Source organism: Acidobacteriota bacterium (genome assembly GCA_020845575.1).
Taxonomy (GTDB): Bacteria; Acidobacteriota; Vicinamibacteria; order Vicinamibacterales; family Vicinamibacteraceae; genus Luteitalea.
The window spans coordinates 97,327-119,640 of the sequence record JADLFL010000016.1; the positions used below are offsets into that span (position 1 = coordinate 97,327).

The 22,314-nt window shown below is 69.3% G+C and carries 13 protein-coding genes and 1 tRNA gene; 9 read left to right on the forward strand and 5 right to left on the reverse strand.

Translation table 11 applies throughout. The features are described from left to right. Positions 1 to 178 precede the first annotated feature (178 nt). Entirely contained in the window at positions 179 to 2,287 is a 2,109-nt protein-coding gene (ligD, locus tag IT182_04760) for a DNA ligase D (GenBank protein ID MCC6162642.1), read from the reverse strand. Positions 2,288 to 2,423: 136 nt separating this feature from the next. On the opposite strand from ligD, the gene IT182_04765 reads away from it, so the two are divergent. The 3 genes from IT182_04765 to IT182_04775 all read left to right on the forward strand — a co-directional run bounded on the left by IT182_04765 (position 2,424) and on the right by IT182_04775 (position 4,594). Further along, positions 2,424 to 3,281, forward strand: a complete 858-nt coding sequence (locus IT182_04765; protein ID MCC6162643.1) for a Ku protein — start codon at positions 2,424 to 2,426, stop codon at positions 3,279 to 3,281. A gap of 126 nt (positions 3,282 to 3,407) precedes the next feature. Next, positions 3,408 to 4,172 (forward strand): TerC family protein, encoded by a 765-nt coding sequence (locus IT182_04770; protein ID MCC6162644.1) that lies wholly within the window; start codon positions 3,408 to 3,410, stop codon positions 4,170 to 4,172. Next, positions 4,169 to 4,594 carry a hypothetical protein gene (locus tag IT182_04775; protein ID MCC6162645.1) on the forward strand — a complete coding sequence of 142 codons (426 nt, stop codon included), beginning with the start codon at positions 4,169 to 4,171 and terminating at the stop codon, positions 4,592 to 4,594. The genes IT182_04770 and IT182_04775 overlap by 4 nt, the downstream gene beginning before the upstream one ends. A gap of 13 nt (positions 4,595 to 4,607) precedes the next feature. Here IT182_04775 and IT182_04780 read toward each other — a convergent pair whose 3' ends face one another. After that, the gene (locus tag IT182_04780; protein MCC6162646.1) at positions 4,608 to 5,549 is read right to left on the reverse strand and encodes a hypothetical protein; all 942 of its coding nucleotides are present in this window, start codon (positions 5,547 to 5,549) and stop codon (positions 4,608 to 4,610) included. 65 nt (positions 5,550 to 5,614) lie between these two features. Here IT182_04780 and IT182_04785 point away from each other — a divergent pair, with 65 nt between their 5' ends. Beyond that, the gene (locus IT182_04785; protein ID MCC6162647.1) at positions 5,615 to 8,311 is read left to right on the forward strand and encodes a protein kinase; all 2,697 of its coding nucleotides are present in this window, start codon (positions 5,615 to 5,617) and stop codon (positions 8,309 to 8,311) included. A 9-nt stretch (positions 8,312 to 8,320) separates the two neighbouring features. On the opposite strand, the gene IT182_04790 is transcribed toward IT182_04785, so the two are convergent. Beyond that, positions 8,321 to 10,774, reverse strand: a complete 2,454-nt coding sequence (locus tag IT182_04790) for an ATP-binding protein (GenBank protein ID MCC6162648.1) — start codon at positions 10,772 to 10,774, stop codon at positions 8,321 to 8,323. A 108-nt stretch (positions 10,775 to 10,882) separates the two neighbouring features. Here IT182_04790 and IT182_04795 point away from each other — a divergent pair, with 108 nt between their 5' ends. Beyond that, positions 10,883 to 12,490, forward strand: a complete 1,608-nt coding sequence (locus IT182_04795; protein MCC6162649.1) for a hypothetical protein — start codon at positions 10,883 to 10,885, stop codon at positions 12,488 to 12,490. Between the two features lie 38 nt (positions 12,491 to 12,528). On the opposite strand, the gene IT182_04800 is transcribed toward IT182_04795, so the two are convergent. Then, positions 12,529 to 16,512, reverse strand: a complete 3,984-nt coding sequence (locus IT182_04800; GenBank protein MCC6162650.1) for a glycosyltransferase family 39 protein — start codon at positions 16,510 to 16,512, stop codon at positions 12,529 to 12,531. Between the two features lie 41 nt (positions 16,513 to 16,553). Between IT182_04800 and IT182_04805 the strand changes: the two genes are divergently transcribed. From IT182_04805 to IT182_04815, 3 genes are read left to right on the forward strand one after another with little or no spacing between them, the layout of a single operon-like run. Continuing rightward, a complete protein-coding gene (locus tag IT182_04805) occupies positions 16,554 to 17,681 on the forward strand; it encodes a glycosyltransferase family 4 protein (GenBank protein MCC6162651.1) in 1,128 nt (375 codons plus the stop codon). A 1-nt stretch (position 17,682) separates the two neighbouring features. Next, a complete protein-coding gene (locus IT182_04810; GenBank protein ID MCC6162652.1) occupies positions 17,683 to 18,720 on the forward strand; it encodes an NAD-dependent epimerase/dehydratase family protein in 1,038 nt (345 codons plus the stop codon). Next, positions 18,713 to 19,588: a class I SAM-dependent methyltransferase gene (locus IT182_04815; protein ID MCC6162653.1), complete on the forward strand. Its 876-nt coding sequence runs from the start codon at positions 18,713 to 18,715 to the stop codon at positions 19,586 to 19,588. Before IT182_04810 ends, IT182_04815 begins: the two co-directional genes overlap by 8 nt. A 292-nt stretch (positions 19,589 to 19,880) precedes the next feature. Here IT182_04815 and IT182_04820 read toward each other — a convergent pair. Beyond that, positions 19,881 to 19,955, reverse strand: a tRNA-His gene (locus IT182_04820). Between the two features lie 142 nt (positions 19,956 to 20,097). On the opposite strand from IT182_04820, the gene IT182_04825 reads away from it, so the two are divergent. Beyond that, complete coding sequence (locus IT182_04825; protein MCC6162654.1) at positions 20,098 to 22,311, forward strand: response regulator; 2,214 nt, start codon at positions 20,098 to 20,100, stop codon at positions 22,309 to 22,311. Positions 22,312 to 22,314 lie beyond the last annotated feature (3 nt).

Genomic DNA, 22,314 nt, shown 5'->3' on the forward strand with positions numbered 1-22,314 from the left:
CGGCGATCGGGAAGATGCGCAGTCTCATGTCGAAGGATCGACGACTACCCGCGACGAAGAAACTGAGGAGCGCCTGCATCGTGTGTGGACCTTGGGGGAGCATAGCCCCTCGCGCATCAGAGGTCAAGTGGAGCGGCTGCCACCACCGCACACCTGCCGGCCGGATCGAGGGGACGACTCACGTCAATCGATCGAGGACGGCATGGAGATCGACGGGACGGCCCCGGAGGACGGGGTTCCAGATGTCGCCGACGGCATCGAAGCGCTGCATGACGGCGGCGAGCGTGAAGTCGTCGGGGCGGACGTCCTCGTCGAGTTCGTGCCAGAGGAGCGGGGTCGACACGCCCGCGAACTCGTTCGCGCGGACGCTGTAGGCAGAGGCGAGCGTCTTGCCTTCGATGTTCTGGAGGTAGTCGACGTACACGGTGCGTCCGCGTCTGGCCACGGCGCGCTCGACCGTCGCCGCCTTCGGATGCCGACTCGCCACGGCGGTGGCCACGATCTGACACAGCAACTGTCCCGACTCGTACGACGTACCCGGCGCGAGCGGGAGGTAGACGTGCAGTCCCGACGACCCCGACGTCTTGACCGCCGCGGGCACGTCGAGCGCGTCGAGGGCCTCATGGACCCATCGCGCCACGTCACGCACCTGCGTGAAGGGGACGCCGGGCATCGGATCGAGATCGATCGCGACGAAGTCGGCGTGAGACGGCGTGTCCACGCGCGAGAACCACGGGTCGAACGAAATCGCGCCGAGTTGAACCAGATAGAGCAGTGTCGACAGCGATCCGCCAATGATCCGCGGGGTCGGTCCCTCGTCGCGGTCATCGCCATCGACGATGGCCACCCGGACTCCTGCCGGGACCGCGTCTGGTGCGCGCTGCTGATAGAACGACTTGCCCTGGACGCCGTTGGGGTATCGCTTCATCACGAGTGGGCGATCCGCGACGATCGGCAGCAGCCATGGGGCGATGCGCGCGTAGTAGCGGAACAGATCCCCCTTGGTGAGTCCCGACGAGGGCCAGAACACCTTGCGCAGGCTCGTCACGTCGAGCGCGCCGTCGGGCAGTGTCAGGGTGCCATCGCGTCCGGCGTCTTCGAGAGACCGGATCTGCGTGACGAGATCGGTCGGCTCGGGGGCGTGGCCAGTCGCGCCGAAAACGGTGTGGGTTGCGCGATCGTGTGTCGCGATGTAGGGCGTGCGCGCGTCGGCGGGTGAGGGGGGCGCGTCGACGGCGTCGATGCCGACATCGTCGCGCAGGCCGAGGAAGACGGGATGACGAAGACGGCCATCGGGTGTCCACTCGCCGAAGCGCACCTCGCAGAGCAGGTGCGGCTCCACCCAATGATGACCACGGCCCGCCGGTGGATCGACGAACGGCGATCGTGCCGTCGCGAGCGGGCGCAGCCGTGCGAGGACGGCGTTGATCGTGGGCACGCTGAATCCCGTCCCGACGTTGCCGGCGTACTGCAGCGACGGGCGGCCACAAGGGCCGTCCCTACGTGCGATGGGCGTGACGGCGTTCTCGTCTGTCGGCGTGACGGGGGTGCCGACCATGAGGGCACCGAATCCGGCACGGGTGCCTTTCGGATCGGTCCATCCGCCGATCACGAGCGTGGCGCGCTTGTGCAGCTTCACCTTTCGCCACGTCCGGGAGCGCGTGTCCGACAGATACGGGGCGTCGGCGTGCTTCACGACCACTCCCTCCCATCCCTCGCGTTCTGCGCGCGCGAGGACGCGCCGGCCGTCGCCCGCCGTGTAGCCGCCTTCGCGCAGGTGCTCGCTGGTGCGCACGTGCAGCAGGTGTTCGAGGCGGGCGCGCCTGTCGGCGAGGGGCAGGGGACGGAGGTCTTCCTTGCCTTCACGCAGCAGGTCGAACACGACGAGCGCCGTCGGCGTGGTCGCCGCACGGCTGGAGATGGCTGCTGCGCCGGTCAGATGCATGCGCGACTGCAGCGCGGAGAAGGAGGCCGGACGGCCCTGGCTGTCGAGCGCGACGATCTCGCCGTCGAGCACGAGGGGCACCTCGACCTGCGCCGACAGTTCGCGCAGGGCCCTGACGATTTCCGGAAATTGCGCGGATTTGTCGTGGCCGTTGCGCGACAGTATCGCCACGCGGGGTGTCGGCCGGCCGGGTTCGACGACCACGATGGCCCTGATGCCGTCGAATTTCTGTTCGTAGATCAGCGCCGGATTGTCGAGATTGACGGCAGTCGGCTCCGCGGCGGTCGCCAACATGGGTGCCGGGGGTACCTCGTCACGCCAGACCTGGACCAAGCGGGCCATGCGGCGTAATCATCAGAGTCTGAGCGACCGATAGCAAGAAGGCCGGCAACCGGCAATGGGCAACCGGCAACCGGACATCCGCGTCGCGCGCCGTACGGGCCCGACCAGCGCTGTCCACCTGTAGATCGAGAATTCGATGGCTGCACGAGCGACGTGGAAGGGACATCTCAAGCTGAGTCTGGTGACCATCCCGATCCGGGTGTTCCCGGCGACGGACGCGCACGCCACGATCAGCTTCAACCAGTTGCACGAGGTGTGCCAGACGCGCATCCAGCAGAAGAAATGGTGCCCGCACTGCGAGCGCGAGGTGCCCAATTCGGAGATCGTGAAGGGCTACGAGTTCTCCAAGGGGCGCTACGTCACGGTCACCGAGGACGACCTCTCGAAGGTGCGTCCCGAGTCCACGCGGCTCATCAACCTCACGCAGTTCACGACCGTCGACCAGATCGACCCCATCTACTTCGAGCGGCCGTACTACCTCGCTCCTGATGGCCCCGTCGCCTCGGAAGCGTTCGCGGTGATCCGCGAGGGCATGAAGGGGAAGGCCGGCATCGGCAAGCTCGCCCTCTACGGGCGCGAGTACATCGTCGCCGTCCAGCCGCGCGAGAACGGGCTCGTGATGTACACGCTGCGGTCCGCCGACGAGATCCGCAGCATGTCGCAGATCGAGGAGCTCGACGCGGTGCCCGCCACGCTCCGGCCCGAGGAAGTGAAGCTCGCCCAGCAGGTGATCGGCACCTTCGAAGGCGACCTCGACATCACGAGTTTCCACGACACGTACCAGGCCGCCCTGCGCACGCTCATCGACGCGAAAGTCGGCGGCGAGGAGATCGTCCAGACCGACGAGGAAGCCCCCGCGAAGGTGGTGGACCTCATGGAAGCGCTCCGCCGCAGCCTCGAGACGGTGAGTGCCGCGAAGAAGACGCCCGCGAAGGCCACGCTGGCGTCCGGGCGGGCTGACACCGCCGAGAAGAAGATCCGCAAGCGCGCGTGATCACCGACTCCCCCGTATGATCGTGTTTTCGCGCTCACGGAACGCGCGTGTGAAAGGATTGTCGTGATCGAGCCGTTGACGGCCGTCGTGCCCGCGGTGCTGGCGCTCAGTGATGTCGCAGCAGCCATGGGCATCGACAGCGCGCCGCTCTGGAGCCTGGCCAGCCTGATGTCCCTCGCGACGCTCGCCGCACTCGAGATCGTGCTGGGGATCGACAACGTCATCTTCATCGCGATCCTCTCCGGGCGGCTGCCTCGCGAGCAGCAGCCCAGGGCCAGGCAACTCGGGATCGGCATGGCGGTCATCTCGCGCCTCGCGCTCCTGCTCGCCATCTCCTGGGTGATGAGCCTCACACGCCCGCTGTTCAACCTGCTCGGACAGGGCGTCTCGGGCAAGCAGTTGATCCTGCTGCTGGGCGGCCTGTTCCTCATCGGCAAGGCCACGTTCGAGATCCACCACAAGCTCGAAGGCGAAGCGCACGACACGTCGAACGCGAGAGTCGGTGCGACGATGGCGGGTGTCGTCGCGCAGATCATGCTGATCGACATCGTCTTCTCGCTCGACTCGGTGATCACGGCCGTGGGCATGACGCCTCACGTGCCGATCATGATGGTGGCCGTCATCCTCGCCGCCGCCGTCATGCTGATCTTCGCCGGACCGATCAGCGACTTCGTCGCGCGTCACCCCGCGATGAAGATGCTTGCGCTGGCCTTCCTCATCCTGATTGGCGTGATGCTCGTGGCCGAGGCGTTCGGGCAGCACATCGACAAGGGCTACATCTATTTCGCGATGGCGTTCTCGCTCGTCGTGGAACTGCTCAACATGCGTCTGCGCACCAAGCCGACCGAACCAGTCGAACTCCATCGCTCGACGATGCCGAGGACGTCGTGAGCACGCAGCACTACGGGAATCACGTGCATCGGCCGCTTCCGACGGCCATTGCCGGCATGGGCTGGCTGCTCGCACTCGTGGGGTTCGTCTCGGGATGGCTCGGGTACGCGTGGGGTCCGTCCGTCGGTGCGGCGGGACTCCTCGTCGCAGTGGCGTCGCTTGTCGCGACCAGCCGGCTCTACACGACGCGGCTGCAGGATCGGATCATCCACCTCGAAGAGCAGCTGCGCGCGGAGCGCCTGCTCTCGGCCGCGCAACGCGCGCGTTGGCAGCGCCTCAGCCAGAAGCACGTCGCTGCCCTGCGATTCGCGTCAGACGATGAGTTCGCGACGCTGCTGGATCGTGTCGTCGACGAGGGCATGTCCGCCGACGCGATCAAGCGCGCCGTGACGGCGTGGCGCGCCGACCACAACCGGACCTGACCCAGGGCCACCGTCACTTGACGTCGGAGATGGTCTCGCTCGTGGTCACGTTGAACTTCCGGTAGTCGGAGTAACGCGTCGTCGAGGAGAGGTCGAAGCGGCGGAAGATCAGCGTCCTGCCGGCCAGTCTGTACTCGGCCTCCGCGGGCAGCCAGATCTCGCCGTTCACGCGCTCCCGGCGGAAGACGATGGCGCTGCCCTTGTGCATGCGGGCGAGCAGGCCGAGGCCGAAGGTGATGTCGTCGATGACGTCCATCTCGAGCCGCACGACCTGTCGATCCACCTCGTCGACCCAGGCGCGTCCCTGCATCCGCTTCAGGTATTTGCCCGCGTCGCTCTTCGTGTGCGCGCGCTTGCGCGGCGTGAGACTCGTGAGAACCATCGAGCGTCCGTCGAGCCGCTCGCGGCCGATGACGGCGATCGCGTACACGGCGAAGACGTCGTCGATCATGGCCTCCTGCTCGCGTCGTTCCTTCGCCTGCTTCGAGAGTCGCTTCTGCCGCTGGGCGGGTGTTTCGACGCGAATCTGTTCGAGGCGATTGAGCACGGTCGTGCGGTGTGCCTCGTCGCGGCGTGCGAGTTCAGCCGCCGGCAGCGGCCGGCCGTCGACAGTGACGAGGCGTTTGTACGTCTCGCCCGGGACCTGTGAGGGGTAGACCTCGAACTCGCGCCACGGCCCGAAGTAGACCTTGCCGAGCTTGGTGACCTTGACGTCCTGCCGCCGCTCCTTGAACGTGTACTGCCGCAGCAGATCCTCGTCGGTCCGGAGCCCGGCCCGCACGTCGCGGATGAGCGCGGCGGCGTCAGGCAGCGGCGCGTCGGGCTGGCCGGCCGCCATCGCGCCGGTGGTCCAGCAGGCCGGGAGTACCGCGAGCGTCAACAGCAGGGCTGCCGGCAGCGAACACAGGCGTCGCCGGTGCCGTCGTGTCGGGCCGGATCTGGCAGGAGCGTCCACGACTGATAGGACGCGGTTCGTGGGGGCGCGGTCGACTCGTCTGTGCGACAATCGAGGCCCTGCGCATGCGCACTGATGGCGGTCTCACGGATTTGGCCGCAACGCTCGCTGACGGCGAGGGTGTGGATTGGGCCGCGCTCGAGTCCGAGCTCGACAGCGAGTCCGAGCGGGCGATTTTCCGGCAGTTGCGCGTCATCGCCGAGATAGCCGAACTGCATCGCAGCCAGATGGAGGAACTGGCGACCGAGCCGCCGTTGTTCCCCGAGGCTCCCGAGGCCGACGAGCGCGCGCCGACGCTCGCCTCCACCGATCAACCCGCTGCCGAGACACAGGAGGGCGATCTCGGCACGTGGGGACCCTACCATCTCCTGCGATTGCTGGGACCGGGCACGCTCGGGCGCGTCGTGCGGGCCACCGATCACCTGCACCGCGACGTCGTCATCCGCTTCCTGCCCGACTCGTCGCCCCCCGACGTCGCCGTGGCCTTCCTCGCCACGGGGCAGACGCTCGCGCGCGTGCGCCATCCCAACGCCGTCGAGGTGTACGGCGCCGAGCAGCACGACGGCCAGACGGGCCTGGTGATGGAGTACGTCGACGGCCGCAGCCTCGATCAGGTCGTGGCAGCGCAGGGGACCTTCAGCGCGCGTGAGGCGGCCCTGGTGGGCTGGGAGTTGTGCCGCGCCGTCGCGGCGCTGCACAGGGAGGGTCTGGCGCATGGGCTCCTCTCGCCGGACAACATCGTGCGGGAGGCCGGCGGCCGACTCGTGCTGATGGACGTGTGGCCGCTCGCCGTCCCGATCGAGTCGCTCGACCTCCAGCCCGACGTGCTGCCGTTTCTCGCCCCGGAAGTCGCCGGTGGCGCGGCCCCGTCTCCCCGGAGCGACGTCTACGGACTTGGCGTCGTGCTGTATCACCTGGTGTCTGGCGCGTTCCCCGTGCGCGCCTCGTCGGTGCCCGACCTGCAGGCGCGGTATACGCGACACGAGCGCGTTCCGCTCGCCGATCTGCGGCCGGATCTGCCCGACGACTTCATCCGCATCGTCGAACGCGCGTGCGACTCCGACGTGGAGCGACGCTATCCCACGATTGCCGCCGTCAAGGAAGCGCTCTCGCGGACGCTTGGCTGGGACACATGGACGCGTAAGCATCCTGTGACATCACCGGCCGTTGTGGCAACGCCGGCGCTTGTGGCCGAGGGTGCACTGGCGACGCCGATGCCCGCGCAACGCCGACTGCCGTACGGTCTCATCGCCGTAGCCGCAACCGCCGTGCTGATTGGCGGCGCGGTGGCCTGGTCGCTTCTGCCCGGCGGTCTCGGGCTGCGCGGTCTCCCCGTATCGCTCGCAACGGCCGAGGGAGGTGCGTCGCCGCTGACGCCTGCCGGGACGACCGTGCGCCTCGCGCTCGGCAGTGCGGCGGGTGCCGACACGGGCCTGACGCCGCTCGTCATCGAGCAGCTCGCGCAGGATCTCAGCTCGTCGCCGCCGTTTCGCGTCATTGCACCGGTGGCGGTGGAGCCGATGCTCGGTCAGCCTGTCGCGGCGATCATGCAGGCGGTGGGCGCCGACGTGTACATCGAGGTGGCCGTCGCACGGCGGACCGAGGGCATCCGCGCCAGGGCCAGCGTTGTCCGCGCGGGTGAGCCGACGCGCACGATTCAGGAGACGATGGCCGGGACGACGCCCCTGCGCGACTTCACGGCGTCGCTGTCGCAGCGGGTCCTGGGCGAGCTGGCGGCCTCAGACGCGGGCGCGCGGCCGTCGCTGCGCACGGGGTTGCCGCTCGACAACGCCGTCGCGATGCAGGCGTACGCGCTCGGACAGACGCGACTCGGACGCGGCGGCCGTGCCGACGTGGAAGAAGCGGCTGACGCATTCAGGAGCGCCACGCAGGCCGCGCCCGACTTCGTCTTCGCGTACGCGAAGTGGGCGGAGGCACTGCTGTCGCTCTATCGCCACAACGCGCTTCGCGCCGACGAGGCGCTGCCGCTCGCGCAGAACGTCATCTCGACGGCACTCAGTCTCGACGACAGAAGTGCCGAGGCCTATGCGGCGCTCGGCGACCTGTATGCCGAGCGTCACAACTTCGAACAGTCGGAGCGGCACTTCAGACGCGCGCTGGAGCTCAACCCGAGCTGCGAGTACGCGCGCATCCGCTATGCCATGCTGCTGGCCGGTCGCGGCCGCGTGGACGAAGCGGTCGAGCAGGTCGACCAGGCGCAGAAGCTGAACCCGCGTTCATCGCTGCTGCGCGGCTACCTCGGGGCCACGCTGCACTATGCGCATCGCTTCGACGATGCCGCGCGGACGTACGAGACGCTGCTGCGCCTCGACTCACAGTACACGGCGGCGTACATCGGGTTGTGCAAGGCCTACACGGAGCTGCGTCGCACGTCGCAGGCAACGGCGGCCTGCCAGAGCGTGGGGGCGCAACAGGCGGCCGAAGATCCGTTCGTGCTGTCGCAGTTCGTGAAGATCCACGCCGACGCCGGAAAGCCTCGCGACGCGCGGCAGGCACTCGGACGCCTGCGCGAGTTGTACGACGTGCGTCCCACCGGAGACGGTGCGTTCTGGATCGCGCTCGCGTACGTGAGTCTCGGAGACACCGCGCGCGCCCTGACGTGGCTCGACAAGGCCATCGACGCCAACTCATCGCGTCTGGCGTACGCGCGCGTGGACTCGCGCCTCGACCCGATCAGGCACGACGCCCGCTTCATCGAACGCATGGCCCGCATCGAACAGGGACCGTCTGAGATTCGATAGGGATCGCGCTCAAACCGTCCAGACGAGGACCGCCGTCGTCACGGCGATGTCCGTCTTCTTCGGGCGCAGGACCAGGGGCCGGAGGTCGATGGCGTTGTCGGGCACGACGGCGGCCTCCGCCTCGACCGCCGCCTGCAGTTCCGCCAGCTTCTGCTGCTCGGTGGCCAGGTTCTCCTGGGCGCGCGCGACGTCCTGTTTCTCCTTCATCACCTTGCTCGCGCCGCGCGCCGCGCTGCCGAGCCGCGTCGCGTTGGTCGCGCTGAACGTCTTGCGGCCGAACAGTGCGCCGAACACGCCTGTGGCGGCAGTGACAAGCGCCGACCCGGTGGACGATGTGACGTCCTGCTGCTGCTTGCCGAGCTGCTGTTCGGCCTTGCGCACGCGTTCCTGCTGCACGGCCAGCTTCGAGGCGTACTTGCGGCGGATCGCGTCGACGCTCGCGTCGCGCTTCTCGCGCAACGCGTCGGCCAGCCGCGCGTGGAAGACCGCGTCCGATTCGCCTGGCAGCGAGTGCGTGCCGCTGGCGGCATGCTCATGCAGCGTGACTGTCTGCGTGTCGTAGAGCCACGCAGCGACGGTCTTGCGCCAGCCGTCGACCGCGCGCGGCGTGGTGGCCGCAGACGGAAGGGCCGCGTACCGGGCCGGGCCGCGCGGCGCGGCTTCGAGATCGTCGGGCGCGACGTCGGTCTCCACCGCGCGATCGAGCGCGAGTGTCGTCGCACCGTTCTGGATCGGCACGAGCACCTGTACGGGCACCGTTTCGGCGATGCGGCGCTTCGAGTCTGCGATACGCACGCTCGCGGCGACGTAGAGCGCGGGCTGATAGGTGGCCGGCGCGTCAGACGCCCCGCGGCATGGGACGAACATCGCCGTCACGCCTGGCGGCAGCACCGGTGGTGTCGCCATCACGCCGTCGGCGGGCGCGCTTGCTGTCGGCAGGGCCGGCTCTCCTGGCCCGGCCGTCGACGGCTCTCCGAGCCTGGCCGCCGTCGCCCCGCCGACCCCGCTCGCTGCGGGCAGGGCCGCCTCTCCGAGCCCGGCCGCCTGTGACGAGTTCGTCCCGCCCGCCGTCAGCGTCTTGATGTGCGCGCGCGTGAGCGGGCCGCGCAGGTACGACAGCGCCCATCGCGTCTCGAAGGTCAGCGGCGCCTGTTCGTGCACGTTGTGCATCAGAAAGACGCGATTGCCGAGCGACGACAGCACTTCGCTCATCTTCGCGCCGTCGAAGGCGGTCGATGTCGAGGCGCTGGTGAGCCCTTCGAGTACCCGCGCCTTGTCGCGCTCGGTCTGCAGGCGCCCGATGAACCACGTACCGGTGTTGGACAGGCCCTTGTAGTCGAGGTCGACGGGATTCTGCGTCGCGAGTACCACGCCGAGGCCGAACGCGCGTGCCTGCTTCAGCAACAACATCAACGGGGCCTTGGCCGGCGGGTTGGCCACCGGCGGCAGGTACCCGTAGATCTCGTCCATGTAGAGCAGCGCGCGGAGGCTCGTGGTGCCCGACTGCGTGCGTACCCATCCGAGAATCTCGTTGAGCAGCAGCGAGACGAAGAACATGCGCTCGGCGTCGCTCAGGTGCGAGATGGAGAAGACGGCGGCGCGCGGACGGCCCTCCGGTGTGCGCAGGAATGCCGCCACGTCGAGCGGCGCGCCGGTGAGCCACTGATCGAACCCCGGCGCGGCGAGCAGGTTGTTGAGCGCCATCGCGAGACCGAAGCGGTCCTTCGACGGATAGAACGCGTCGAGCTCGAGCGCGCCGATGCGTGTGAAGGGCGGTGTCTGGATCTGCTGGATCAGCGCCGGCAGGTCCATGTCCATACCGGACTGCCACGCCGAGTCGAGGATGCGGGCCAGCAGGATGTGCTCGCGCGACTGGAGGGGATCAGCGGAGATGCCGGCGAGCCCCAGCAGACTCGTCACCGTGGTGTTGAGCCGCTCGCGCAGCAGGTCGCGATCGTCGAGGACGGCGGCCGGAGGCGCGGCGAACGAGCGAAGGATCGAGACAGGTACGCCCGCGCTGCTGCCGGGGGTGTAGATGGTGACCTCGGCGGCGTCGCGCAGACGCTGGATGCGCGCACCGTCCTGTCCCCAGCTCTCGAGGCCCTTCTTCCAGCGCTCGGCTTGCGCGCGCGCGAACGTCGGCACGTCCTGTCCCGCGCGCTGCGCATCGTCTTCGTTGACCCACGGCTCGAACGCCTCGCCGGTGAGCGACGGGAACGTCAGCGCGAGGTTCGAGAGGTCGCCCTTGGGGTCGATGATGATCGCCGGGATGCCGTCGATCAGCGCCTCTTCGACCAGGCCGACGCACAGGCCCGTCTTTCCGCTCCCCGTCATGCCGATGCAGACCGCATGCGTCAGCAGATCGCGCGAGTCGTACATCAACGGCGCGTTGGTCGCGGTCTTCGTGGCGATGTCGTATGGGCGGCCAAGGTAGAACGCCCCGAGAGTCTCGAAGTCCTGCATGGCCGGCAATGGTAGCGAATCCCGACGCAGGAGCGAATCCCGACGCGGCCGCGCCGGGCAGGATCCGGAGTGCGCTAGGCTGGGCACTTGCCATCACCGTCACCCCGGTTGCGCCGTGTTGTCCTGGCCCTCCTCGGCGGGGCCATCGTTGTCGCGCTGCTTGCCGTGGTCGCCGCGGTCTCGCTGGCACCGCGCGCGGAGGGGTGGCTGCGGGTGAAGGCCGTCGAAGTCCTCGAAGCGCGACTCGCGAGCGACGTCGAACTCGGGTCGCTGGAGGTGACGCCGGGACCCGTCACGCGCATCGCCGGTGGGCCACTCGCGATCAGGCATCGTGAGCACCGCGACATCGCGCCGTTGATTCACATCGATCGGTTCGAAACCACCGTGTCGTGGCGAGCGTTGCTGCACGCGCCGCGCCGCATCGACGAGATCAGGCTCGAAGGCCTCGCCATCGCGATTCCCCCGAGCACGGCCACGCCGGAGGAACGCGCGGAGAAGGCGGCGGAGGCACGCGCGCGGGAGCCTGTCTATCGCACCGAGTCACCAGCGCCGTCGGCCGTACGTGGCGAGCCGGCTGTCGTCATCGACCGCGTCACGGCAGACGATGCGACGGTGGTCGTGCTGCCGCGCGACAAGAAGAAGCTGCCGCGGCGGTTCGTGCTGCACGCGCTCACCGTGCGCGACATCTCCACGGATCGCCCCATGGCCTTCGACGCCATCGTCGAGAACCCGAAGCCGCGCGGGAACATCGCCACGACAGGCACCTTCGGCCCGTGGCAGGTGGACATCCCGGCACGCACGCCTCTCGACGCGACGTTCCGCTTCACCGACGCCGACCTCTCGACGATCCGCGGCATCGGTGGCAGGCTGCAGGCCGAGGGTCGCTACGGCGGCGTGATCGAACGCATCGAAGCCGTCGGCACGAGCCTCACGCCGCAGTTCGATCTCGACGTCGGCGGCAGGACGCTGCCCGTCGACGCGCGATTCACGGTCGTGGTCGATGGCACCAACGGCAACACGTACCTGCAGCCAGCCGAAGCCGTGCTCGGGGCGAAGACGCCCGTCCGCGTGACGGGCGGCATCGTGAAGGCGGAAGACCGGCGCGGGCGCACCGTCGACCTCGCGATGCAGATCCTCGACGGGCGGCTCGAAGAGATCCTGTCGCTGGTCGTGGATGGCAAGCCCGCGATGCGCGGACGGGTCAAGGTCGACGGTTCTCTCCTGATTCCGCCGGGCCCAGAGAAGGTGATGCAGCGGATGGTGCTCGCCGGCCGCTTCACGCTGGCCAACGCCACGTTCACGAGCACCGCGCTGCAGGCCAAGCTCGACGAGTTGAGCCGGCGCGCGCAGGGACGACCGAACGACGCGGAGATCGCGCGCGTGGTGTCGGCCTTCAGCGGCCGCTTCCGGATGGCCGATGGCATGATCCGATTTCCGGCGCTGTCGTTCCGCGTCGACGGCGCGCGCGTCCAGCTTGCTGGTTCCTACGCGTTCGAGGGACAGCGGCTCGACTTCGCCGGCCGCGTCAGGCTCGAGGCGGGCGTGTCGCGCATGATCGACGGCAAGAAGGCGCTGCTGCTGCGCCCCCTCGACGGCCTGTTCCGCCACGACGGCGCCACCGAGTTCCCGATCCACATCAAGGGCACCGCCAGACACCCGGAGTTCGGCGTCGACGTCAAGGCCGCGATCAGGCGCGCTTTCAAACGGGGCGCGTGAGCCCAGGAGAGTGGCAGCGGTTACGGTCGCGGCGCGCCTCACCTGCGTCGGGCATCGATCCGCTCGTAGACATCGGTCGTGCCTGACCTGAACACGCGCTGCCACCGAGGATCGGCGGCGAATTTGTCGAGGCCCTCGGCAGGATACGTCTGCCGTTCGAGGTGGCCCACGACGAGGTAGGTCACATCGTATCGTCTGGCGATCCGCCACGCCTCGTCACTCGAGCGTGAGCCGTACAGCCGACGCACATCGCGCCAGCGGCGCGCAACGAGGGACACCGGTAGCGCCGCACGCTGCTGTCGTGCGTGCCATGTCCATCCGAGAATCGTGGGTAGCCCGGTGTGCGCGCTGATGCGCCCGCCCCATTGATACTGATCCGTCTGGGCTTCGGCGACGACGGGCGTGCCCACGGCCGTGTCGAGCAGCCAGCGGATGACGGCGTGATCGTCGCCGAGATCGAAACTGCCCGCGGCGGTCTGCAGTGTGGCGTGCGGCATGAACGCCGTGCCGTCTACTCCTCGAGGTGCGTCTGGCGCCATACGCAGCGCGAGGCGCGGCCACATCGCCGTCGCGGGATACGCCAGCATGGCCACGCCTGCCATCGTCGTCACGACCACGAAGGCGTTCGCACGGCGGCGGTGATGCTCGGCGAGCCACGTATACGCGACGAGCCACGCCGCGGGGACGGCGGTGCTCCAGAGCAACCAGACCAGCAGGTAGGTCTTGAAGACGGTGTTCATGCGTCCGACGTCACCGCGGACAACGACGACTTCGGCGGCCGCGACATACGCCACGCCAGCGACGACCAGCGCGACGATCCACGCCGAGGCGGCGGTGCCGCGCCACCGGTCGGCGCGGCGCACGATGGCGGCCGCGGGAAGCAGCACGAGCAGGAACGGTCCATGAACGGCGAGCAGCGCCCACCACGCCGATCGCGAGCCGCGCCACACGCCCACGCCGCCAGCGGGCGAGACGTAGACGGACCAGAACGGCCACGAGGCAACGACCGCCACGGCGCACAGGCCGCCGACGAGCACGAGGCAGCGGCGCACGATGTGCGGCAGCGGGGACGCGTGGTGCGACCGGTGCCAGACGCCGATGCAGAGCGCCGTTGACAGGAGCAGGAAGGCGCCCGGTGCGTCCCAGGCATTGGTGGACGCCAGCATGCCCAGAATCAGACCGCCGAGTGCGACGCCGACCGTCAGGCGTGCGTGGACGGCGGCATGCCCGGCCACGAGCAGCAGCGCCAGCAGCCAGGGCATGGACAACAGGTGCGCATGGAGGTCGGCGAAGAGGAACGTGAAGAACGGGAACTCCGTGATGGGCAGTGCCTCGCCCGCAGGCGCGGGAATCGCGCGACTGGCATGCCAGAACCACGACGTGGTCTCCACCGCGTGCCCGCGTACGTACCTCCAGAGGAGGTCCATCTGGCGAAGGTTGCCGGCCACCACGCCGAGCGCAGCGCCGAGCAGTGCCCACGGCCAGACACGCCGCCGTGGATGCAGATGCGCCACGAGCGTTCCGGCGACGACCGCCACGCCGCCCGCCGTCATCGCCCACCATGTGCCGACAGCCAGGGTGTAGCCGACGGCCGGCTCGACACCCACGAGCCGACACAGGACCGCGACGGGCAGGTACCCGCCGTAGTAGTAGTTCAGCACTCCGCCAGCGAACCAGGGATCGGCGACCGGAAATCCGTCGGCGCGTACCAGTGCCGTGAGGAGCGCGATGTCCATCGGCTTCTCGCCGCCGAGCACCGGGTGCCAAAGGTCCGGATTGATGGCGCGGAGCGCAATGCCGGCCAGGCAGGCGAGCGCGAACGCACCGGCATGGCGAGCGAGCAGCCATCGCTCGATCCGCAGGCGCCGCAGCCACGCGTCACGCTGCGGCCATACGAGAGCGGTCGACACCAGGCCCGTACTCGCGACCGCCGCCACCAGCACGCCGTAGGTCACATGCCCGGGCCAGAGGCTGCCTGCCATCCACACCGCCCACGATATCCAGAGCAAGCCGAGTGCCGGCGCCACGAGCGCGCCCCGCCCCCACGCGTGCGGCAGCAGCACCGAGCACGCCGGCCAGGCCAGGATCGCGACGATCAGCACCATGAGCATCCACGCGGCGACGGCCGCCGCGCCGTGCCGTGGCGACGCGAACCGTGCGTGTGGCCCCGAACGCCACGACCCCTCGACGTCGAGCGCCTCCCGGCGCGCCTCCGAGAGGGCGAGCAGGCCAGGTGCCCTCGATGCCTGGACGGCCGACGTCCGCACGATGCCGAGCCAGTCGACGTCCGACAGGAGCGCGCGCGCCGCGCGTGCGGACCATCGCGCGTGTTTCCGGTAGATCCGCACGTGCGGATGGTCGTAGACGGTGAAGGCTTCCTCGGCGGTCGCGTCGTCGAGGGCCACGCGACCCAGCCTCGGCGTCACCGAGAACTCGCGCACGAGGTCGAATCCGAGGCGCCCGTCGCGCAGCGCGTCGTAGTACCGGACCATCACCGGAAACCGCGCCGGCAGGCGAGGGAGCATGTCGGCGTTGCGCCCGCTCGAGAGCACCACGTACTCGGCGCGATCCAGGGCGTCGACGAGGACGTCCACCTTGGCCGGCGTGTCCTCGTCGGTCACTGGAAGCGTAAGAATCGTGTAGCGCGACGCGTGTGTGTGGATGCTCGCCGAGATGGGCAGTGCATCGTCCCAGGCTTCGGCGGTCAGTACCGTTCCGGCCGGGATGGTGTCGAAGATCCAGCGCGACGCCGCGAGGCGCGGATGCAGTTCGCGATAGACGGCGGTGAAGGCCAGCGCCCACGCGGCCGTGGAGACGACGACCAGCGCCGCGAGGCCTGCGGTCGCCAGCCGCAGCCACCGATGTCGGGGTGCGGCGCGCCGCCACAACGCCACGAGCGCCCACGCCGCAAGCAGGCACAGCATCGGATAGGCCGGCAGGAGATAGCGCATCGCCGGCACGAACTGCGTTCCCACGCTGACGCCGAGCAAGGCGCACCAGAGTGCAGGCACGAAATGTCGCGTGCGCCAGTCGCCGAGCGACAGCCAGAAGGCGGCGATGGCGGCGCACGTGGCGGTCAGGCCGAGCGCTGGCCCCAGCCCGAAACGCACGAGGTTCCACCACGGGTACCAGATGCGCGGCCGATGTGCCCACTGGAACGACGGCGGCAGATCGTCGATGCCGGCGGCCTGCCGCGCCACCGTGCGCATGTCGGCGAGCCACCGTGCGGACGGTCGCGGGACCCAGCTCGCATCGAACATGTCGGGGGCCGCGATGCGCAGCACGAGCAGGCCCACCGCGCCAGCGGCGATGGCGGCCGGCGCGATCGCTCGCAGCGCGGCACGTACTCCGTCACGCGTGAAGGTCGGGAGCGTCGACGCTGCCATCACGGCAGCGAGGGGACCCAGCACGAGCACCCCCGTCACCTTGCAGGCGATGGCCAGTGATGCCGCACCACCCGCCGCGGCGGCCCACCCCCAGTGCCATCGGGCATGCAGCATGGCAGTGGCCGCCAGCGCCAGTGTGCAGCACAGCGTCAGGAACGGCTCGACGACGAAGAAGTGACTGTGCTGAATCGGCAGAACGGCGCACGCATACAGGGCCATCGCGAGTACGGCGATGCGCGTGTCGTAGAGACGGCGGGCCAGCCACCCGAGGACGAGCAGCGTGGTCATGTCGGCCAGCACGCCGAGCCCGCGGCCCACCATCACGATGGCGGCATGCGTCGGGTGCTCGACGTGGGCGAGCGCCACGCGCGTGACCGTCAGCGGCAGCGTGCCGTACGCAAAGGGGCGGTCCGGACGACGCGGGTTGAGGGGCGACCGCGAGGCGTCGAGATACGACGCGAGGTTATCGGGAAGCGACAGCGTCGCTGTCGTCATCACGAGGAAGCGCTCATCGGGGTGCAGCAGGCGACGACGATCCCAGTCGAAACCCGTCGCGCGCAGCCACACGGCCACCAGCACCACGAGGAGCACCAGAACCGCCCAGTGCACATCGAACCATCTGCTGGAGCCGGTCATGCGTACCGAGTCTACCTGCGTGCTACCATCGCGCGTCCTCGATGCGCATCCTCGTGGCGCTGACGTACTACCGCCCCCACATCAGCGGTCTGACGCTGTATGCCGAACGTCTCGCCCGTGCGCTCGTGCTCCGCGGACATCGGGTGACCGTGCTCACATCCCGGTACGACCGTCATCTCGCACGCAGCGAAATGTCCGAAGGCGTGCGCATCGAGCGCGTGCCCGTGTGGGCCCGTGTCGGCAAGGGCGTCCTGATGCCTGCGATCGGGTGGCGCGCCACGCGAGAGCTCCTGCGTCACGACGCCGTGCTCCTGCACCTGCCGCAGTTGGACGCCGCGGGCATCGCACTCCGCGCACGCGCCCTTCGGCGGCCGACCGTCCTCATCCATCATTGCGACCTGCGACTGCCGGCGGGCTTCCTGAATCGCGTGACCGAGCATGTCGTCGACGCGGCCAACCACGTGGCCGCACGTGCCGCGCACCACGTGGTGACCTACACCGATGACTTCGCGGCGAGTTCGCCGCTCCTGCGACGGCATGCGCCGAAGGTCGTGACCGCACTGCCACCCATTGCCGACGAGACGCCGGTGTCGGGGTCGGCGAACGGTCACGTCGAGCGACGGGTCATCGGCATGGCGACACGCCTGGCGACCGAGAAGGGCGTGGACGTCCTGCTCGACGCGCTGCCCCGCGTGCTGAGCCGGGTTCCGGACGCGACGGTGCTCTTTGCCGGTCAGGTCGACGGCGTCTGGGGCGAGGAGGACCTGCGCGCCCGCCTGCTGCCGCGCATCGCGCCGCTCGAAGCCGCCGGCCGCTGGCGCTTTCTGGGCGTGCTGTCGCCGGACGACATGACAGCGTTCTACCGCCGCCTGTCCGTGCTGGTCGTGCCGAGCCTCAACTGCACCGAGAGCTTCGGACTCGTGCAGATCGAAGCCATGCTGCAGGGCGTGCCCGTGGTGGCATCAGACCTTCCTGGCGTGCGTCAGCCCGTCCGCATGACGGGATTCGGCCGGGTGGTGCCGGTCGGTGACGCCGCAGCGCTGGCGGCGGCGATTGTCGAGCAGCTCGAGTCTCCCGCGACGCCCACTCTGTCTCGGACGGAGCTGGCGCGCCGGTTCTCACCCGACGAGAACGCGCAGGTCGTCGAGCGGCTGCTGAGGGCGCACTGACATGGCGCGCGTCCTGGTGACCGGAGGTGCGGGCTTCATCGGGTCGCGCTACGTTCACCGCGCGGTCGGGCGTGGCGATCGGGTCACCATCCTCGACGACCTGTCGCGGAGCGGCAGCGCCGGCCGCATGCAGTGGCTTCGCGAGGAGTTGGGCACGGCGGCCGTCGACCTGGTTCGTGTGAGCGTGACCGATGCCGACGCGGTTGCGGCGTGCTGTCGCGACAGCGATCTCGTCGTCCATCTCGCCGGGCAGGTGGCCGTGACCGATTCGATGCGCGACCCGCGGCACGACTTCGAGGTCAACGCGCTCGGCACGCTGAACGTACTCGAAGGACTGCGGCGACACGCCCCCCGCGCACGGCTGGTGCACGCCAGTACGAACAAGGTGTACGGCGCGCTCGCCCGGTGTCCCGTCGAGGAGGCAGCCACGCGATACGTGCTGTCGACGCGGCCTCACGGCATCGACGAGTCGGAACCGCTCGACCCGCAGACGCCGTACGCCTGTTCGAACGCGGCGGCTGACCAGTACGTGCGCGACTATGCCAGGCTCTACGGCCTGCGTGCGGTGGTCTTTCGTCAGAGCTGCATCTACGGACCAGGACAGTTCGGCTCGGAGGATCAGGGGTGGGTGGCGTGGTTGATGCGCGCCGCGCTGCGCGGCGACGAAGTGCGCATCTTCGGCGACGGCAAACAGGTACGCGACCTGCTCTACGTGGACGACCTGCTCGACGCCTTCGACCTGGCGATGCAGCGTGTCGACCGCACTGCCGGACGTGCGTACAACGTCGGAGGTGGTCCCGGCACGTCATCCAGTATCTGGCACGAGTTCAGAGGTCAGCTTGCTGACGTGACGGGCGCAGAGCTTCGCGCCGAGCTTGCCCCGTGGCGACCGGCCGACCAACTCGTGTACATCTCCGACATCCGGCGCGCGTCTGCCGAACTCGGCTGGAGGCCCAGGACGCCGCTGCGCGATGGCCTGAGCGCGTTGCGCGACTGGCTGATGCGGTACGAGCCACAGGTGGCGCCGGTCGATGAATGAGTCACACGCGTCGTCAGGCCGTGACGCGCGCTGGCGCCGGGTGCTGCGCGGGCATCTGCAGCAGGTGCCCGCGTTCCGTGCCTTGATCCGGACGATCGAGTGCCGCCTGATCGCGGAGGCGGGACGTCTCGAACCACGACTGCTCGATGTCGGTTGCGGCGACGGGCTGTTAGCGGCGTTCGCCTTCGACCACCCCGTGGCGGCCGGCATCGACGCCGATGCCCCACGTCTCATCGAGGCGCGTCTCCGGGGGCGACACACCATCTGCGTGCGCGCTCGGGCGGAGCACCTCCCGTTTGCGACCGGCGCGTTCTCGGCCGTCGTCGCCAACTGCGTGCTCGAACACGTCGAGGGACTCGACGCCGCACTGGGTGAGATCGCCCGCGTCGTGCGCGCAGACGGGCGGCTCGTCTTCGGCGTACCCGGGCCCCGCTTCGGGGCGTTTCTCTGGGTCTCCACGCAGCTGACGCGAGTCGGTGCCCACAGGCTCGCCGATGCCTACGCCCGCTGGTTCCACCGGCACTCCCTGCACCACCACGTACACGACGCCGGCGTGTGGCGCCGGCGTCTCGAGCATCACGGCTTTGTCGTCGACCGCATGCGGCCCTACATGAGCCGCCGCGCTCACGCGCTGTTCGATCTCGCGCACTACGCGAGCGTGGCGAGGCTCGTGCGATGGCGTCTCACCGGACGATGGGTGGGCAATCCCGACGGGCCCGTGAATCGATGGTGGGAGCGACGGCTTGCGCGTCACGTCATCGACGACCCGGAGGAGGGTGCGTACCTGTTCTTCGAGGCACACCGATCGCCTCGGACCGCGAGTTCGAGCGGCGCCCCGCCGAGCGGGGTCGGCACGCTCGTCCCGTAGCGCGCGTGGAGCATCCGGTGTTCGACACAGCCCTTCAGTTCCGCCACGGCCAGCGTCGTCACGACGAGCAGGAACGAGAGCGCAAAGCGCGACGGTCGAGTACTGGAGACTCGTCCTGCAGGCGTGTCGACGGAGATTCCAGTCCGGAGGCCGAGCGCAAAGCGCGACGGCCGAGCAGTGGAGCGTCGTGGTGCCAGGCTGTCGGGGGGATTCGAGCCCGAAGACCGAGCGCGAAGCGCGATGGTCGAGGGCCTGAAGACGCCCACCCACATCCAACTCGCCAAAGGCGAGTTGGGGTGGGTGAGGGGATTCGAACCCCCAACATCCGGAGCCACAGTCCGGCGCTCTGCCCTTGAGCTACACCCACCGTGCACGGTGTCCCGGCGCGTCCACGTACGCCGGTGCAGCACACGAGTATAGCACCCGCCGCCGGTCCGTACGCTTCACGTTTCCTGCCCCCGGGCCGAATACCGGAACAGCGCCATGCGGTCGGCGCGGCCGGAGCATTGGTGACAACGCAGCCCTGGGGAAGGATCGTCGTCGGAAGCACGTGCGCGCTGTTGAGCGCCGCGGCGACGGCACATGCCCAGACGACGTCGTCCGACATCCCCTCGTCTGGCGTCCAGATCGCCCTCGCCGGCCTGACGGCGCTGGTGTCCGGGTGGGGACTCACCAGGTACCGCCGGATGCGCCGCGAGGTGGCGGCCAAGGTCCGCGCCGAAGCGATCTCCGCACGCCGCCGCGAAGAGGCGGAGGAGGCGCTGCGTGCCACGGAGCGCCAGATGCGGCAGCTCGTGCACTCGGTGAAGGCCATCGTCTGGCGCATGGACGTGGCGACCGAGCGCTTCACCTTCGTCAGCCAGGAGGCCGAGCAGTTGCTCGGGTATCCCGTGGGCCGGTGGACGGCCGACGCTGGTGCGTTTGCCGCCATCCTCCACACCGACGATCGCGACTGGGTGGGCCGCTATCGTCGCCGTGCCACGCAGGAGCGGCGCGATCACACGATGGACTACCGCGTGTTCTCGCAGGACGGACGGCTCGTCTGGTTGCGCGACATCGTGTCGGTCATCGTCGAAGATGGTGCGCCGCGCGAACTGATTGGCGTGATGGTGGACATCTCGGAGTACAAGGCCGCCGAGGAAGCGCTCGAAGCCGCGCACGCGCAGGCCCTCGCGGCCACGCGAGCCAAATCCGAGTTCCTGGCGTCCATGAGCCACGAGATCCGCACGCCCATGAACGCGGTGATCGGCATCACGGATCTGCTGCTCGACACGCCGCTCTCCGACGAGCAGCGACAGCTCCTGGAGACGGTGCGCACGTCGGGCGACGTCCTCCTCAACGTGATCAACGACGTCCTCGACTTCTCGAAGGTCGAGTCGGGCAGGCTGGAGTTCGAGCGCATCGGCCTCGACCCCGAGGCACTGGCCGACGAGGTCGCTCGCCTGATGGGTGGACGTGCCGTCGCGAAGGGGCTGGACCTGACGTGCCGAGTCGCCCCTGACGTGCCGCGCAATCTCGTCGGCGACCCGGGACGCCTGCGGCAGGTACTGCTCAATCTCGTTGGCAACGCGATCAAGTTCACCGAGAACGGCGACGTCGCGATTCGCGTCTCCGCGCAGCATGTCACCGAGGGCCAGGCGGTGTTGCGCTTCGAGGTCAGCGACACGGGTATCGGCATCTCACCGCAGGCGCAGGCCCGTCTCTTCGACGCGTTCACGCAGGCTGACGCATCGACCACACGAAGGTTCGGTGGAACGGGCCTCGGCCTTGCCATCTCACGGCGCATCGTCGAATTGCTCGGCGGACACATCGGTGTCGTGAGCGCCGTCGGTGAGGGGACCACGTTCTGGTTCACGGTGCCCTGTACCAGGACCGGCGCGGCACCTGCCACGCCGGATGTCGACGCGCTCGGTGGCATGCGCGTGCTCGTCGTGGACGACAGCCGGGCCACCCTCGTGATGCTGGAGCAGACGCTGCTCGAGGCAGGACTGTCGGTGAGCACCGCGCGCACCGCCGACGAGGCGGCCGTGGGTATCGACGCGGCAGGCTGGCCGCACGTGGTACTCGTCGACGAGGAGTTGGCCGGCGGTGGCGGTGTGCGACTGGCCGAGAGCCTGCGCGCTCGCGCCCCGCACCCGCTCACCGTCATCCTGCTCACCTCCCGCCTCACGGGAGCGTCGGCGACCATGGCGCGCACCGCGCGACTCATGAAACCCGTGCGCCGCAGCGAGCTCCTCGCCGAACTCGAGCGGATCGGCCGGCGGCCCCCCGTGCCCGACGTCGTCACGCCTGCGCCCGTGCCGGCTCCTCTCGCACACGGGCCCGCGCGTGCCGCGCGCGTCCTCGTGGCCGAGGACAATGCCGTCAACCAGCGCGTGGCGCGCCTGATGCTCGAGAAGTGCGGGTGCGAAGTGGACGTGGTGGAGAACGGAAGCCTGGCCGTCGAGGCGGCCGCGACCGGCCACTACGACCTGGTCCTGATGGACTGCCAGATGCCCGTCTGCGACGGGTTCGAGGCGACGCGAAAGATTCGCGCGCTACCCGGACCGGCCGCCGACGTCGCGGTGGTGGCGCTGACGGCCAACGCCCTCTCGGGCGACCGTGAGCGATGCCTGGCCGCGGGTATGAGCGACTACCTGGCCAAACCCGTGCGCCGCGACGCGCTGCAGGATGTGCTTGCGCGCCATCTCCCAGCGGTCGCGCGCGGCAACACGGCGGCCTGAACG